At 52.2% G+C, this 14,977-nt stretch carries 16 protein-coding genes; 3 read left to right on the plus strand and 13 right to left on the minus strand.

Annotated elements, in window-relative coordinates; all coding sequences use genetic code 11:
• Window positions 1-16 precede the first annotated feature (16 nt).
• From M4D81_RS10765 to M4D81_RS10795, 7 genes are all read right to left on the minus strand, one after another.
• Window positions 17-802 (minus strand): 2,3-dihydro-2,3-dihydroxybenzoate dehydrogenase, encoded by a 786-nt coding sequence (locus tag M4D81_RS10765; protein WP_260066176.1) that lies wholly within the window; start codon window positions 800-802, stop codon window positions 17-19.
• On the minus strand, window positions 783-1,658 hold the full coding sequence (locus M4D81_RS10770) for an alpha/beta hydrolase (protein WP_260066177.1): 876 nt from the start codon (window positions 1,656-1,658) through the stop codon (window positions 783-785). The genes M4D81_RS10765 and M4D81_RS10770 overlap by 20 nt, the downstream gene beginning before the upstream one ends.
• 13 nt (window positions 1,659-1,671) lie before the next feature.
• Window positions 1,672-2,742: an ABC transporter substrate-binding protein gene (locus M4D81_RS10775; RefSeq protein ID WP_260066178.1), complete on the minus strand. Its 1,071-nt coding sequence runs from the start codon at window positions 2,740-2,742 to the stop codon at window positions 1,672-1,674.
• 48 nt (window positions 2,743-2,790) lie between these two features.
• On the minus strand, window positions 2,791-4,005 hold the full coding sequence (locus tag M4D81_RS10780) for a helix-turn-helix domain-containing protein (RefSeq protein ID WP_260066180.1): 1,215 nt from the start codon (window positions 4,003-4,005) through the stop codon (window positions 2,791-2,793).
• Between the two features lie 261 nt (window positions 4,006-4,266).
• A complete protein-coding gene (locus M4D81_RS10785; protein WP_260066181.1) occupies window positions 4,267-5,067 on the minus strand; it encodes a Cof-type HAD-IIB family hydrolase in 801 nt (266 codons plus the stop codon).
• Between the two features lie 38 nt (window positions 5,068-5,105).
• Window positions 5,106-5,858: a pseudouridine synthase gene (locus M4D81_RS10790; RefSeq protein ID WP_260066183.1), complete on the minus strand. Its 753-nt coding sequence runs from the start codon at window positions 5,856-5,858 to the stop codon at window positions 5,106-5,108.
• Entirely contained in the window at window positions 5,855-7,459 is a 1,605-nt protein-coding gene (locus tag M4D81_RS10795) for an RsmB/NOP family class I SAM-dependent RNA methyltransferase (RefSeq protein WP_260066184.1), read from the minus strand. Before M4D81_RS10795 ends, M4D81_RS10790 begins: the two co-directional genes overlap by 4 nt.
• Window positions 7,460-7,618: 159 nt before the next feature.
• Between M4D81_RS10795 and M4D81_RS10800 the strand changes: the two genes are divergently transcribed.
• Window positions 7,619-8,146 (plus strand): thioredoxin family protein, encoded by a 528-nt coding sequence (locus M4D81_RS10800; RefSeq protein ID WP_260066186.1) that lies wholly within the window; start codon window positions 7,619-7,621, stop codon window positions 8,144-8,146.
• On the plus strand, window positions 8,143-8,598 hold the full coding sequence (locus tag M4D81_RS10805; protein ID WP_071223092.1) for a PCYCGC motif-containing (lipo)protein: 456 nt from the start codon (window positions 8,143-8,145) through the stop codon (window positions 8,596-8,598). Before M4D81_RS10800 ends, M4D81_RS10805 begins: the two co-directional genes overlap by 4 nt.
• A gap of 134 nt (window positions 8,599-8,732) precedes the next feature.
• Here the strand turns inward: M4D81_RS10805 and M4D81_RS10810 are convergent, their stop codons facing one another.
• From M4D81_RS10810 to M4D81_RS10820, 3 genes are read right to left on the minus strand one after another with little or no spacing between them, the layout of a single operon-like run.
• Entirely contained in the window at window positions 8,733-9,176 is a 444-nt protein-coding gene (locus M4D81_RS10810) for a DUF309 domain-containing protein (RefSeq protein ID WP_260066189.1), read from the minus strand.
• Entirely contained in the window at window positions 9,166-9,978 is an 813-nt protein-coding gene (gene yjbM / locus M4D81_RS10815) for a GTP diphosphokinase (RefSeq protein ID WP_071223094.1), read from the minus strand. The genes M4D81_RS10810 and yjbM overlap by 11 nt, the downstream gene beginning before the upstream one ends.
• 25 nt (window positions 9,979-10,003) lie before the next feature.
• Window positions 10,004-11,098 carry a quinone-dependent dihydroorotate dehydrogenase gene (locus M4D81_RS10820; protein WP_201259441.1) on the minus strand — a complete coding sequence of 365 codons (1,095 nt, stop codon included), beginning with the start codon at window positions 11,096-11,098 and terminating at the stop codon, window positions 10,004-10,006.
• 196 nt (window positions 11,099-11,294) lie between these two features.
• Between M4D81_RS10820 and M4D81_RS10825 the strand changes: the two genes are divergently transcribed.
• Window positions 11,295-11,432: a hypothetical protein gene (locus M4D81_RS10825; protein WP_015736685.1), complete on the plus strand. Its 138-nt coding sequence runs from the start codon at window positions 11,295-11,297 to the stop codon at window positions 11,430-11,432.
• Here the strand turns inward: M4D81_RS10825 and M4D81_RS10830 are convergent.
• The 3 genes from M4D81_RS10830 to M4D81_RS10840 form a co-directional block, all read right to left on the minus strand.
• Entirely contained in the window at window positions 11,429-12,841 is a 1,413-nt protein-coding gene (locus M4D81_RS10830; RefSeq protein WP_260066192.1) for a L,D-transpeptidase, read from the minus strand. The genes M4D81_RS10825 and M4D81_RS10830 overlap by 4 nt on opposite strands.
• 166 nt (window positions 12,842-13,007) lie before the next feature.
• Window positions 13,008-13,247 (minus strand): ferredoxin, encoded by a 240-nt coding sequence (locus M4D81_RS10835; RefSeq protein WP_009594795.1) that lies wholly within the window; start codon window positions 13,245-13,247, stop codon window positions 13,008-13,010.
• 187 nt (window positions 13,248-13,434) lie between these two features.
• The gene (locus M4D81_RS10840; RefSeq protein ID WP_260066194.1) at window positions 13,435-14,766 is read right to left on the minus strand and encodes a DNA polymerase IV; all 1,332 of its coding nucleotides are present in this window, start codon (window positions 14,764-14,766) and stop codon (window positions 13,435-13,437) included.
• Window positions 14,767-14,977 lie beyond the last annotated feature (211 nt).

The following is a 14,977-nucleotide window of genomic DNA, read 5'->3' on the forward strand; positions in this document are numbered from 1 at the left end:
TAAAACGCGCGAAGCCTCAGCAGCCCAACGTCGCACCGCCATCCACGCATACATCCTGCATGGTCATGTGCCGGGCACGATCGGATACGAGAAATACGACGGCATCCGCAATATCGGAAGGAAGCGCGATTCGACCCAGCGGTATGCCGACACGGTAATCATCCAGGGACCCTGCGATGATGGGCTCTGCGCCCTGATCATCCTTCCATAGCAAGCGCTGCATCCCGGTGTCCGTAGAACCTGGGGAAACCACATTGCAGCGGATGTGATGACGGGCATATTCCAGCCCCAAACACTTCGTGAACATCGTAGACGCTGCCTTGGAGGCCGCATAAGCCGACATCCGGGCCCGCGGAACTTTGGAGGCATTCGAGCTCACGGTCACGATAGCTCCGGAATTACGGCTCGCCATCCGCCTTACGACGGAGCGTGACGTATAGAATACGCCGTTGGTGTTGACGTTGAAATGCTCCTGCCAATCCTCGTCGCGAAGCGACTCAACTCCACCGATTCGCAGCACTCCGGCAACGTTAACGAGAATGTCGATCGGACCGAGCTCCTTCTCAATCCGCTCGATCATCTCTTCAACCTCGGCACTGCAGCTGACATTCGTCCTGTAAGCCGCAGCTTGTACACCTGAGCTGCATAGATCGGCCGTAAGGCGGATCAACTCGGCTTCCTTCTGATCGCATGCCGCAACGACAGCCCCCTGCCGGGCGAGGGCTCGTGCCACCGCTTCGCCTATTCCTTGGGCGGCACCAGTCACGAGGGCTACTTTCCCGCTAATACCTGTTATCTCCAAGGTGATCACCTCCTTCATCTTGAGGAAAAAGTGCAAATCGTAACCCTCGGCTAATGAGGACCGGCAGCACGGAAAGATGTCCCTCATCCTCAAACTGTTTGAATTCGGCTCGGATGCCATACGCAGACACAGCAGCCAGACGTTCGGCGAGCTCGGATGCGCTGATGCAATTGCCGGTGACATGGGACCTCTCGTGCTCTCCTGCGCCAAGCAGCAGTCGGACATGGCAAGGCTCTTCCTTGACGCGTTCGACAAAGCGCTGCTCCAGCTCTTGTAAATATTCCTGATTCCAATGAATAGAAGGGCTGCCCGCGATATAACACGAGAATGCCTGCGGTTTGCTGAACATGGCATAGAGCGTGAACAGCCCGCCAAGGGAATGGCCGAATATCGTCTGACGACGGCGGTCGACGTTAAATTCGCTCTCGATCTGCGGTTTCAGTTCCTCCTCAATGAATTGCAGGAATTCAGCCGCTCCGCCCTGTTCCGGGACGGAGGCGCTATCCAACCTGTTCTTGAAGTTCGTGTTGGGGTAGGGCGTGTAATCATAGAACCGGTCCGGAGCATACTGCCCCTCCGTCTCGTAACCGATGCCGACTACCACCGCCGGCAGTATCCCTGTTTTGTCCGGTCTGTGGCACTGCAGGCGCAGTGTTTCGACCATCGTGTGAAGCACGCTGTTGCCGTCTAACAGATAGATGACCGGATATCCTGACGGCGGAGCCTGCCCCATCGGCTGTGCGGCAATGATTCGATAGCGGCGCTTCCCTGCCCTCGAGCGCATCACCCAATGCTCCGCATAGGGCAGCTCTACGCTGCGGCGCATCATATCAACGGAAGGCGTATGATTGCTCATGTCGTGCCTCCCGCTATAGACCCGTAATGGAGCGAACGACATCATCCACGATTTTCTCGTAGGCGATCAGGCTGCTTCCCAGCCAGTATTCGTTATTCGCTTCATAGACCTGCCCGTTCTTGACGGCCGGCATGCCCTCCCAAATCGGGCTTTCCGTCATTTCCTTTAAACGCTCCGTTCCCTGATCATAGGCGTTGATGACAAAAATATAGTCCGCATCCAGCTGCGGCAGTATCTCCAGCGAGATGTTAGCTGCATTCTCGTTCTCGACCAGCTTGGATTTGCCCAGTCCCAGGTCCTGATGGATCACAAAGCCGCAGAGATAATTTCCGCCCATCAAACTGACGCCTCTAGGTGCAAAACGAATAATGGCAACGTTCTTGTCCCCCACCACGGAACTCAGCTTAGCCTTCGCTTCACTTGCTTTTTGCTGGTAATCCTTTAGGGCAGTCTCCGCCTCGGGCGCTTTTCCAAGCAGATCCCCCAAGGTGGTCAGCGACTTCTCGACATTCCCGGATGCATTTTTGAACACGTACGTTGGCGCTATTTTGGCGTATTTCTCATATGTACCGTCCGCGGCATAGGTTTCGGTATGGAGCACGATAAGATCCGGCTCGTAAGACATCAGAGCTTCCGGTGAAGGTAAGCCTCCTGAAAAATCAATCAGGGGGACGCCGTCCAGCTCCTGCTGCAAATAGGTGTGTCCCATCTTGCCGTTCGCCCATTGTGCAACAGGCTTCACGCCGAGCTTCAGTAAAGAATCCTCCATGTTCGGTGCGAACACGTTTTTCACGTCTGCCGGTATCTTCACTTCATGCCCAAGCTCATCCGTTACCGTTCGCTCCTTCTCCGCGGGCGTTTCCTCCTGGTTCGTCCCTGGTTCCTCCGTCGACGCTTGACTGCTCCCTGCCTTACCGGACGTCTCCACCGCCGCGGTCTTCGCTGCCGGCTGATCGCCGCCCGCCGCTTCGGAATCCACCTTCTCTCCACAGCCTGACAACAAGCCTATGACGATGGCACAGCACGCAAGTGCTGATATTTTGATCTTCCAACTTCTTTTTCCCCTAATAAAACGTTCTGCCACAATGTATCTCCTCCTGTGATAATGATTCTCAATTAAGTCGAGTATATATTACGTGGCAAACGATTCACCATGGCTTTTATCCAGAACTCTATTTGGACTATCTCCTGTAAACAACAGCAATGCCTCATCCAGCATTCTCATCACGGCAAGCGCGGAATATTCGAACCACGGATCGGACGAGATCATGTAGACGCTGCCTCGAGTAACAGCTCGGAGTGTCTGCCATTTCGCAGAATGCTGAAGTGCAAGCCAAAAGCGGCGTGATGTGGCTTCAGGGCATACCGCGATCAGGATGCGGTCCGGATTGAGCTGTTGCAAATCTTCCAGCGTAATCTGTTGATTACGCGTGGTATCCAGACCGCCGGCTTCCTTGAGCTGCAGATCCTGATACAGCACCTCCTCGAGTCCCCGGTTACCATATGCATACAAGCTTTGTCCATATATTCGCAGCGCTACGACACGCTCGCTTCCCACGACTTGCCGCATTCGGGAGCGTGCGAACTGCACCCTTCGTTCATACTGTTCTATCCAGTATTGTGCCTGTTCTTCTTTATTCAGAAACGTTGCGATACACTCCAGCTGCTTCCTCCACCCTGCCTGAGATGGAACAATCAAGGTAGGGGCAATATGCTCCAGCTTGGTGATTTCCTCCGGATCGAGATGGTCCATGCCAATAATAACGTCAGGCTTTGAACGGAACAACTGCTCGATATTCTCCTCGAAGCGGCTGTCCGGATAAGGAGACGTCAGCTTCAAGCGGGACTTGATCTCCGAATGATACGCATTGTAATAATACGGGGTCCACTTCGCATCAAGAGGCGCAGCCGCAGGAATGACATTCAGTGCTGCCAACTGCCCGATAATAGAGGAGGAACAGGACGCGATTAGCTGCCTTGAATTTCGGGCATATTCGGACGGCGACATGCCCACCTTCTTTTTAAAAATACGGCTGAAATAGAACTCGTCTTTGTAACCGACTCGCTGTGCGATGTCTCGAAGCCGTTCGTCGGATTCGGCCAAATAACGCTTGGCATGATTCATACGCACATGGGTCAGGTAATCGATTGTGGATTGGCCGAAAGTCTTTTTAAATAAATCCACAAAATACTTGGGACAAATATTAGCCATTCTGGCTAATTGGCCAATGGTTATCGTCTCTTTATAATGGCAATCTATATACTCCTTAATCTCAACCAGGCTGGTTCTTCCGTTACGATCCGAAACCGATAGGCTATCTATTTTCAGCTCTTCTTCCACACTCATGAATTGCCTCCTTTTTTACGATAGAACGAGTTGCAGGCTATGCAGGCATGTTGACCAGCCTCAATTAATTGATAATGATTATCATTTTCACTGATAAAAATAGCATGCCATTTCCATCGTGTCAATCCAAATCTGGAAGGAAATGCTTACCCCCATGCTCTGCGCGAAATCTGTTAACAAGCTTCAATCCACGCAAAAAACCCGTCATCAGGCACTTTTGCCAAGTGTCCTGTGGCGGGTTCTCATGTATAAAAAATCGATTTATGACAAGCAGTATTTCACCAATGCCTCGTGTACGCCGTCTTCGTTATTCGAGGTTGTCACCGCATTGGCTGCAGCCTTGACCTCGACCGGAGAGTTATCCATCGCAATCCCCATTCCGGCGTAGGACAGCATCGTAATATCGTTGAAATAATTGCCGATGGCAAGCACCTCGTCCGGCTCATAACCTCTTCTTGCAGCCAGCTGCTGAAGCGCACTCCCCTTGGATGCTTGGCTATGCATGAGATCGATGAAGTATTCTCCGCTTCGCAGCATGTTGAAGGGAAGAGTCCACTGACTCCAATCCGCATAGACACGGTCGATATCGGCGGATTCGCCGAAGACCGTAAATTTGACGACCGGGTCTGACAGCTCCTCCCATGACGGCAGGTTGCTTGGCAGCATCAAATAGTTCTCGTACATCGAACGAACCGGACCGGCAAGCTCCTCCACCTGGTCCACATACATCTCAAAGGCGGTGTTTACATCAAAATGCACCCCGTGCTCACGGCAGTATTTCATGAAAGGCTCAAGCTGAAGCGGGTCCATGCCGAACTGATGCACGATGTTATGGGTCTCCACTTCTACCGTTGCCGCACCGTTATGACTGATGACATAACCGCCTAAACCCATGCTTTTCATAAAAGGAATCGAATTCAGCGGACCTCTGCCTGTGCACAATACAATTTCCACGCCTTGTTTTGCGGCTTCCATCACGGTGTTCCTCGTTTTCTCCGTGATTTCATGATCATCATTCAGCAGCGTTCCATCCACATCAAGTGCTACCAATTTATATGCCATTCTCCATCCATCCTTTAGTCTCTATTTCTCTATCGTAATCATGCCCTGCCGATCAAAGACAGTTCATGCTCGGTCAGCTCCCGGTACGCTCCGATCTCAAGATTTTCATCCAAACGGAGCTCGCCCATGCTGACTCTTTTGAGATACACGACTTTTTTGCCAACCGCCTCAAACATCCGCTTGACCTGATGAAATTTCCCTTCATGGATCGTCAGCGAGATGCGGGACAGCTGGACTCCGTCGCCTCGTTCCTCATGGGAATGGATCACCAGCTCTCCGGGTAAGGTTACGTACCCGTCATCTAAGGTAACTCCCGCAGCAAACAATCGCACATCCTCATCGTCCACCCTGCCCGCTACCATCGCTTCATAGGTTTTCGGGATATGCTTCCGCGGCGACAGCAGCTCGTGGGCCAATTTACCGTCATTCGTAAGCAGCAGCAATCCCTCCGTATCCTTATCCAATCGGCCGACCGGAAACGGCTCGTAGATCAGATATTTCTCATCCAGGAGATCCAGCACCGTTCGGTCACGTAGATCCTCTGTCGCCGAAATGACGCCCGGCGGTTTGTGCAGCATGAGATATATGAATTCCCTGTATTGCACGGTCTCCCCCTCAAACTCGATGATATCCGTATAAGGATCAACATGTTTACCGGGGTCCTTCATCACCGTTCCGTTGACCACGATGCTCCCTTGTTTGGCCTTTTTCTTCAATTCGGCCCGTGAGCCGAATCCAAGATTGGATAGCACCTTATCCAATCTTAGCGTTGTTCTGCCTTTAGCACTCATATCGATGTCCACCTCCACCCTGCCGGATACTCATTCTTCAATATTCCTGTCTGCCATTTGGCCCAACCGGCAGAATATCCGTCTATACACACTAACACATAACCCTTCGCTTCAGCACCCGATCGACGAATCACGCGCTCTTCCGGAATCGACAAGGTTTCCCCTTTCAAATACCGGACCGCTTCTCCGTCCTCGGAGGACAGGCTGACATATCGAACAGCCTCATCCGCTTGCAGCGCTGTAGCCAAGGGATGTCCAGGTACAAACCGTTCATTCTTCAACTGTCCCATGTACCATCCGGGCCGAATCACTTTGAGCTGCTTCAGACGCTCTTCCGGCAGGGGTGATACATACACATGGTTCCCGTAGGTTACAGGATATCCGGTCAGCTTCAAATCCAGCTGCTGGCGGATAAAGGCTTGGAACCGATTGATCGAAACCGAACCCGATTCAGAATCTGTTACGCTCCGGCGGGATGCCTGTTGGCGCGTTGCACCTTTACCGTATTTCCCCGGTTTACCCGGTCGCTCCTCCTTGAAAGCCGTTTTTCCTTTACGCTGACGGGGATGCTCCGCTCGGGAGGAAATAGCAAGCGACTCGTTGGACAAGGTGCCCGAATTGAATAACGCAGCTTGTTCCCGTTCAACTTCACGTTTATCCAGCTCGCCGTCCCGCTGAAGCACGGCCATGAAATGCCCTTCGCCTCTGACCTTATGCGGCCATAATCGAGCAGTACCGGCAAGCTGCTTAAGTACATCCTCCTTCACATTCCCTTGACCCGCCATCCAATCCGTTTCTCCCGGGGAAAAGATTTCCGAATGCTCCACCGGGACCACGCGAAAATCCGGATGTTCGCTCAGAAACTCGGCAATCATCCCTTCATTCTCCTCCGGCGAGAAGGTACAGGTGGAGTACACCAGCCGGCCTCCCGAGCGGAGCATGGCTGCCGCCGATTTCAGGATGTCCCGCTGCATATCCGCAAACTTGAGCGGAGAGGATTCGTCCCAGTACTTCAGCATGGACTCGTCTTTGCGAAACATCCCTTCGCCGGAACAGGGAGCATCAATCAATATTTTCGTGAAAAATTCGGGAAAAGCCCCGGCAATCCGATCCGGGTCCTCATTCAGCACCACCGCATTCCGAACGCCGTACATCTCCAGATTCTTGGCGAGTGCTTTGGTGCGATCCGGATGCAGATCATTGCTGACAAGCACCCCCTGCCCATTCAGCTTGGCCGCGATCTGCGTAGATTTGCCGCCGGGAGCCGCGCATAGGTCCAGCACCAAATCCCCCGGCGTTACGCCAAGCAGTTCGACCGGAGCCATCGCGCTAGGCTCCTGGATGTAATATAACCCCGCATGATAGTAAGGATGCCGTCCCGGACGCTCCCCGGCCTGAGTATAGTAACCGGTGGAGCACCAGGGGATGGGCGCAAGTTCAAAGGGGGACAACTTCATGAATTCCTCTCTGCTGATCTTCAGCGTATTCACCCGAATGCCGGCATTCGGAGCTAGTTCGTAAGACTTCATAAAATTGTCATAGTTTTCGCCAAGCAGCGATTTCATCTTCGCCAGAAACGGCGAGGGCAGTCGTAATGCCATACAAGGTACCTACCTGTTCTGTATCGTATCGTTTGAAGTATATTTTCACTGTGCTGAAGCAGACATTCGCATGTTCCGCTCCGACTTTTAATATTGTATAATAAACTACATTAAAAAGGACAAGTCCTTATTTATTATTAATCATTAGGGGGTGGATCCATGAACCGCAAAAAAAAGAATAAATACACCGCATTATACGCCTTCGGCGGAGTCTTCGTCTTATTGATTGCTGCGCTCGTTTTCTTGAACGGTCAAGGAGAAGCAAGCGAATTGTACGGCGGAAAGAAGGTCTCCAGCCTGAACCCGGCTACGCAGGAGCTCCTTAATGATCCGAACTACCAGCAAATCATTTTGCCGGATCAGCTGAAGAGCAAGGTCGACAACAAAGAGAATTTCTTTGTGTACTTCTTTGCATCCGACTGTCCGCACTGCCGTGCGACGACCCCGGAACTGATGCCTTTGGCGGATGATGCCGGCATTACGATGCACCAGTACAACCTTCGCGAATACCAGGAAGGCTGGAGAGAATACAACATTGAGTTCACCCCGACGCTGGTCTACTTCGAGAACGGCGCAGAGCAAGAACGCATGGTCGGCGGATTGAAACCGGAAGGTTCCAGTGAAGGCTACTCCATCGATGACTTCAAGCAATTCCTGGATAAATACAAGGGGAGCGTGACGAAATGAACCGCACTCGCGCCATCCTCTTTACCTTTGTCATTTCGGGCATGCTGCTGACCGCATGCGGCGGTAAAGAATCCGCTGCCGGGCATCAGCACGGCGCCGATTCCGAACGATACGAGACAACGGCCAGCCTGACGGTGATGCCGGAGTTTCTGTCCAATTATACCGACAATACGCAAGCAACCTATGCTACGGTCGGAGAACTTGAGGACATTATCAAGGAAATCAAATGTTATTGCGGCTGCATGGACGAGGAGACCGGCTATCATGATTCCCTCCATCGCTGCTTCATCGCCGAGAATAAGGACGGCGAAGTCAAATGGACGGACCATGGCGCCCAGTGCGGCATCTGCCTGACCGAGCTGCAGGATGCCAAACGGCTTCATGACGAAGGAAAATCCGTCGAGGAAATCAAGGAGTTCATCGATAACAAATATAAAGGTACCGAATCCTGATCCTGAAATATGCGAATGCAGAATTACTTACGCTTCGCTGAAAGCTTATTCATTCTATAATCTTGTAAAAAAAGAGCGTCCCAAAAGTAGATTACTCTACAGACAGGCAGCTCTTTTTTCACTTGTTCCCACAATTACTTGGAATGTGCCCGCTCCGGCTTTCGCCGCTGCGGAATGTTCGGCTGGATGCGCTCCGATGCCAACTGAACTGCCTGCTTAAGCTCAGTATCCCCAATTTCGATCGTCAAATCCCTATAGGGAAACGGACGAACGTCATACGAAGATAACTGCTCGGCGTATTCCCGAACTTCGCTCACCAGCTTCCCCATCGAAATTCCCAGTTCATCGCCAGGATAACACTCGAGGCGCGATACAGCGCTTATGAACATTTTATATGCTCCTCTAACGTTATTGTTCCGGAAATGGAAAAGCCCGACGGCTACTTGCAGAAGCCCCTTATACCTTGGATCGCGATCCCGCGCAAGCCACAGTTCCTCTAGCACCTCATGGCATTCGAAGTAGTCTTGATCCCGGTTGAAGTAAACGAGGTAAGCGACATACAGCGGTTCATAACTCATGCTCGTTTACTTTCTTCTTGGCTTCGGCCAGCATCTCCTTCACCTCGTCCAGAAGCACCTTCATCGCATCCATGTCATGATCCTGAAATAGCGCGTTAAACCGGCTCTGAAAAGCAATCGCCTCATTGACCAGATGAAAGAAATACAGCTTGTGAATCGCGTTCAGCACCTGTGTCGTAATATTGGAATCATCCTCGAACTGCCGCTGCGCCTCCAATATATCCTCCCGGATGCTCGACATTTCCGTATCCAGCGTATTTGCCGCTTCTCCGGCTTTCTTCAGCCGCGCCCGGATGTCATCCGGCAGACTTTCCCGGTACTTGTAGCTAAGCGAATGCTCAATCGTAGCCCAGAAATTCATGGCCAGCGTGCGGATCTGAATTTCGGCAAGCACTTTCTTTTGCCCCAGAGCCGTTTGCACCGGATACTCGATAATCATATGAAAGCTCCGATAGCCGCTCTCTTTGAAATTGGTAATGTAATCTTTCTCATATAATACGGTCAGGTCTTTCCGTGCCCGGATGTATTCGGCTACCCGCCGGATATCCTCCACGAACTGACACATAATCCGAATGCCTGCGATATCCTCAATCCCGGTTTCCAACTCGTCCATCGGCACATCGAGGCGTTTCGCCTTGTCCAGTATGCTCGAGATCCGTTTGACGCGACCCGTTACGAATTCGATCGGTGCGTATTCCTCTCTTTTTTTCAGTTCGGAACGCATCGTCTTGAATTTAACCTTCAATTCCTCAACGGTCTGCTCATACGGAAGCAAAAATGTTCCCCAGTCTCTAACGTCCATCGCCTTGCCTCCTGTCTTTACCCCTTTACCGATGATTAGCGCCGACGGCTTCGGAAATATGGCTGAAGCCATCCCGTGCAAGCAGCTCCCGGAGACCGGAATGAAGCTTGCGGTTCACCTCAGGCCCTTCATAGATAAGTGCTGTATAAATTTCCACCAGGCTTGCGCCTGCGCGTATTTTGTCATAAGCATCACTTGCCGTGAAAATCCCGCCAGACCCGATAATCGGAAGGGCACCGCCGGTCTGCTTGTATATCCGGGATACAATCTCCGTCGAACGGTTACGCAGCGGTTTACCGCTTAGGCCGCCGGTCTCTTTGGCGTTGCTGTGCGTCAATCCATCCCGCGAAAGCGTCGTATTCGTGGCGATAATGCCGGAAACGCCGCTTGCGCTGATCGTATCCACCATGAATTCCAGTTCCTCATCGCTCACATCCGGCGCAATCTTCACCAGAACGGCCTTCTCGCCTCCATGAATTTTGGCTTGGCGGGACATTTCGTTCTTCACGGCTTCCAGCAGGGATGACAATTCGCTCCCATGCTGAAGGCTGCGCAAGTCCGGCGTGTTCGGGGAGCTGATGTTGACAACAAAAAAGTCGCCATACGGAAATAAAGCTTGAATGCAAGCTTCGTAATCACCGTTGGCTTTCTCGTTCGGAGTCGCCTTGTTCTTCCCGATGTTGACGGCAACCGGGATGCGGCGTTCCTTGAGTGCGGACAGCCTTTTTGCCATTGCCTCGGCCCCTTCGTTGTTGAAGCCCATCCGATTGATGAGTGCCTCGTCAGGAGGAAGCCGGAACAATCGCGGCTGTTCATTGCCCGGTTGCCCCTTCGGGGTCACCGTGCCTACTTCCATAAATCCGAAGCCGATGGAGGAGAATCCTTTGACGGCCTGAGCGTTTTTATCCAATCCGGCGGCAAGTCCGACCGGTGTCGGGAAATGAAGCCCGAACAGGTCTACTGCCAAATCCGGTGTTTCGCTAACACCGTACATCCCTCGCATGACAGCGTCTGCGCCAACCACGCCGGAGGCACGTCCAAGGCCGCCAACCACAAGGTGGTGAGCTTTCTCGGGATCGAGTTTGAAAAATATAGGTTTGCCTATGTTGCGGTACAGCACATCCACTCTTCCTCTCATCCAGTTATTTCTCTATCCTTCAGTTTATCCGTTTCTGCCTCAAAAAGAAAGTTCTTCAGCATAAACCGGGCGATCATCCCGGCGAGAAAGCGATATGGCAATTTCGGGACAAACGCCTTACAATAAAGGAAGATTGTACAAATCATTTTCACGATCATGAGAGAAAGAGGGGAAGCACATGTCAGCCAAACGTAAACCTCCGACCTTGCAGCAGAAAAAAGAAGAGGTCAACAAGAAGGCCATACTATGGATCAGCTCCGGCATCGCTCTTCTTATTATCCTGATTATTGTTCTGATAGTGATCGCCCAGCCTTAATCCAGCCAGTGATACACCTTGCCCGGGTTGGTCTGCCCCTGGGCAAGCTTGAGCTTGAAACGATCTTTCGGCGTCCACAGGCCCTCGGGCAGAACCCCTTCCCGAATTTTCACAACGGTTCCCATCGGAACCAGATCAAACAGTTCCTCGACATCCTCCTTAAGCATACGGATACAGCCCTCGGATTCATTCGCTTCGATACTGTCCACGTCTAGCGTGCCGTGTATGGCATACAACGTATCGGACAGCTGCATTCCCCGCGTTCCATAGGGGCCCTTCGTGGTCCCGTTCGGATTCACAACCTTGTCATTGATACGAAAATCACCCAGCGGCGTTTTCGCTCCCCCGAGCCCGACCGCATAGTTGCGCAGCATGACGGTCCCGCTGACAACGGCAAGCCGATGATGTTTCCGGTCGATGATGACCTGAAGCGGCTGCTCAAAAAAAGGATCCCCGTTCGGCGATGTCCCCCAGTATCCCGTCTCTTTCGAATCGTTCCCCGACGGCAGCTGCCCCGGCTGGTCCTCATGGCCGCCTGCTCTATGGGACATATGCTTCATTAAAGCTCCGAACATCTCCTCCATCGCTTTCGATCGGCCGGACAGCCAATTGTTCGGATACGGCTGCGTCAATTCATTCAGGCTTTCAGGCAGGCGTCCATGCCGAGCCTTATACTGGTTGGCCGCTTCCTGCAGTACGGCCGTTTCGACTTGCAGATCCGCCCATTGCCCCGCGCTTCGCTTAAGCTGCGAACTATCCGCAGGCTCGCATTCACACTCCGATGCCGCTCCTTCATATGGCTGGATCGCAATGGCGCCCTTTGCATCCCGATGCAATCCGTATAAACGCTCCATGTCCTTGCTCCATAACTGCCACTTGCCCGAAGGCTTCATCCCCAGTGCAACCGACCAATTCGGCAATTCCTGAGGATGCCGGAGCAATGAGGACAGTGCGCCGGCGGAATCCTTCCCCTTGCCGGAAGCAACAGCGATGTACAGCGGTTCTTTACGCGAATCCCGCTTCTCGTTGTTAGCGACCGAGGCGGATACCGGTTCATTCGGCGGGAACCAATCGGATGCATAATCCCCGGGAACGGAGCCCGGCGCCTGGGCCGGAGGAAGAAATACGAGCAGCAACAACACCAGCGCAGCAAGCAAACGCCGGGTTCTTTTTCGCCTGCGGTCCTTGTCCTTCTCCATCTCCAATAAGCGCTGTTCGTAATTTTTCCATATATCGGACGGAACCTGGCTAAGCTCGAAGGCTTCATAGACCCCCTCCGCCTTGTTATAGCAGTAATTTGCCTTGCCCTGTTCGCCAGCCTGCTCATATTCCTTGCCGAGCAGATACCAGGCCATTTTATTATCAGGATGCGTCTCCACATACCTTTTGAGGTACAGCGAATTGTTCATTCGGGAGCCTCCTTTTATGACATTTTTACCTCTATTATCCTGTATATCGGAATATACGCTCCAATTATGTATGAATCGTGGATACGAAAAAACGCCCCCTGCCTTTGTCGGGCAGAGGGCGTCGGTATAAGTTCAAGATGGAATATCAGGGCTCGAGCGGTAATGGTTATTCTGCGTTAAACGGCTCGTCTGCAATCCGAATTGAATCTGTCGGACAGCCGTCGCAGGCATCCAGCATATCGTCATGCATATCTTCCGGAATTTCGGTTACCCCGCGGTTGTTGTCTCCGTCAAAAATGACTTCTGCCAGGCCTTCGTCGTCGTAATCATAAATGTCGGGTGCCGTTGCTCCGCATGCTCCGCAAGCGATGCAGGTATCTTTATCTACCCAAGTAAACTTCGCCATAGTCTCTCTTCCTCCTGTATATCTATAAACATCTCTATAAACATAGTATAAGCTGACGGTCTCCCGCCACCATCTACATATATTAATACAATTTTTTTAGGAATACAAATAAATTTCCTCATATTTTCCGACAAAATTCAGGTGTGCTCAAAGGATATGGAGTATCTTCAACCAGCAATTAAAACGATTAATCCCGGTCCGGATCCTGCGAGATCGGCTGATCGGCATTTTTATTATCGTTCCCGAGATCCCTTACAAAATCCATCTGTAAAGATGTTCCTCTCCGCTTATGATTACGGATTAAAGACGACGGATCATCACCCAGCATGCCGGCGGTCAGCACCGCACTTTCCCCGAATTTATTGCGCAACTCGTCCATAACCCGGGTCAGCGATTCTTTCTTCGGCTGTTTCTCGTAATCGAACAAATCCAGCTGAATGGCGGACTCCTCCTTAGGGGCAAGCTGCTGGAGCGTAACGCCAAGCAGACGGAGCGGCTTGTCCTGTTTCCAGTGCCGGTGATACAACTCGCACGCTTCCCGGTAAATATCCTCGGTATTTTCCGTCGGAATGGCAAGATGCTTCGACCTGGTGATGGTCTTCATATCCGGTGTACGCAGCGTGATCTGTATGCCGCCGGTCATTAGACCCTTTCTGCGGAGCCGGCGCGCTACCTGATCGCTCAAATTCAGCAGCACCCTTCTCGCCTCCTCCGCCGATGTAACATCCTGCGGAAGCGTGGTCGTGTGTCCGATCGATTTGCTCTGTTCCCGCTCTGCAACGACAGGTGCATGGTCGATGCCGCTGGCTGCCCGTTTCATCCATGACCCCATCACGCCAAAAGTCGAGGTCAGCAGGCCTTCATCGGCGGCTGCCAGCTGTCCGATCGTCTGGATATTCAGCTTGCGCAGCTTATCGGCTGTCTTGCTCCCGATGCCGAACAGCTCTGCACAAGGTCTGTTCCAGAGCACCTGCGGGACATCCCGTATCCGCAGCACGGACAGCCCGTTGGGCTTCTTCATGTCAGATGCCATCTTGGCCAGCAACTTATTGGGAGCAATGCCGACGGAGCAAGGCAGCGACAGCTCCTCGCGAATACGCGCCTGAATTTCGCGAGCGATATCCAAGGGGGTGCCGAACTGCTTCGATCCCGTGATGTCCAGGTAACATTCGTCAATCGAAGTCGCTTCCAGCAGCGGCGTATAAGCATAAGCTATATTCATAAATGCATTGGAATACTTGCGGTACAGATGAAAATCCGGCTGGATGATCATCAGGTCCGGGTAAATCCGCAGCGCCTGTCTCACGTTCATTCCTGTGCGTATCCCGAGGGATCGTGCCGCATAGGAGCAAGTAACAATGACGCCTTTTCGCAGCTCGATGCTGCCTGCGACAGCTGTGGGCTTCCCCCGGTAAAGATCCGGCTCCTCCGCTTCGTGTACCGAACAGTAAAAAGCATTCATATCCACATGTAGTATAACGCGGCCGCTGGCCGGATAATAATTGTCGATATGTCCCACGCAAAATTCCTTCTTTCTATGATACGGTTCTTCCTAATATATTGTTCCGGGTCTTTCAGGCAGTTTGAGTTAATGATTCTTTCATTTTCTATGTGTTCCATTATAACTTGTTTAGAACCTCGTGTGCCCCTAACGTCTTGTTCGCAGGATCATGAACGCTTAACTGCCAGCCTAACGCCTCCAGCATACCGCTCCCCTTAACACGGGTCAA

Source organism: Paenibacillus sp. p3-SID867, assembly GCF_025142895.1.
GTDB lineage: Bacteria > Bacillota > Bacilli > Paenibacillales > Paenibacillaceae > Paenibacillus_AQ.

What these genes read in the sequence shown, in the direction of transcription:
- M4D81_RS10770 (WP_260066177.1), bottom strand. Translation starts at nt 1,658, where the DNA reads ATGAGCAATCATACGCCTTCCGTTGATATGATGCGCCGCAGCGTAGAG.
- M4D81_RS10780 (WP_260066180.1), bottom strand. Translation starts at nt 4,005, where the DNA reads ATGAGTGTGGAAGAAGAGCTGAAAATAGATAGCCTATCGGTTTCGGAT.
- M4D81_RS10785 (WP_260066181.1), bottom strand. Translation starts at nt 5,067, where the DNA reads ATGGCATATAAATTGGTAGCACTTGATGTGGATGGAACGCTGCTGAAT.
- M4D81_RS10790 (WP_260066183.1), bottom strand. Translation starts at nt 5,858, where the DNA reads ATGAGTGCTAAAGGCAGAACAACGCTAAGATTGGATAAGGTGCTATCC.
- M4D81_RS10795 (WP_260066184.1), bottom strand. Translation starts at nt 7,459, where the DNA reads ATGGCATTACGACTGCCCTCGCCGTTTCTGGCGAAGATGAAATCGCTG.
- M4D81_RS10800 (WP_260066186.1), top strand. Translation starts at nt 7,619, where the DNA reads ATGAACCGCAAAAAAAAGAATAAATACACCGCATTATACGCCTTCGGC.
- M4D81_RS10805 (WP_071223092.1), top strand. Translation starts at nt 8,143, where the DNA reads ATGAACCGCACTCGCGCCATCCTCTTTACCTTTGTCATTTCGGGCATG.
- M4D81_RS10810 (WP_260066189.1), bottom strand. Translation starts at nt 9,176, where the DNA reads ATGAGTTATGAACCGCTGTATGTCGCTTACCTCGTTTACTTCAACCGG.
- yjbM (WP_071223094.1), bottom strand. Translation starts at nt 9,978, where the DNA reads ATGGACGTTAGAGACTGGGGAACATTTTTGCTTCCGTATGAGCAGACC.
- M4D81_RS10825 (WP_015736685.1), top strand. Translation starts at nt 11,295, where the DNA reads ATGTCAGCCAAACGTAAACCTCCGACCTTGCAGCAGAAAAAAGAAGAG.
- M4D81_RS10830 (WP_260066192.1), bottom strand. Translation starts at nt 12,841, where the DNA reads ATGAACAATTCGCTGTACCTCAAAAGGTATGTGGAGACGCATCCTGAT.
- M4D81_RS10835 (WP_009594795.1), bottom strand. Translation starts at nt 13,247, where the DNA reads ATGGCGAAGTTTACTTGGGTAGATAAAGATACCTGCATCGCTTGCGGA.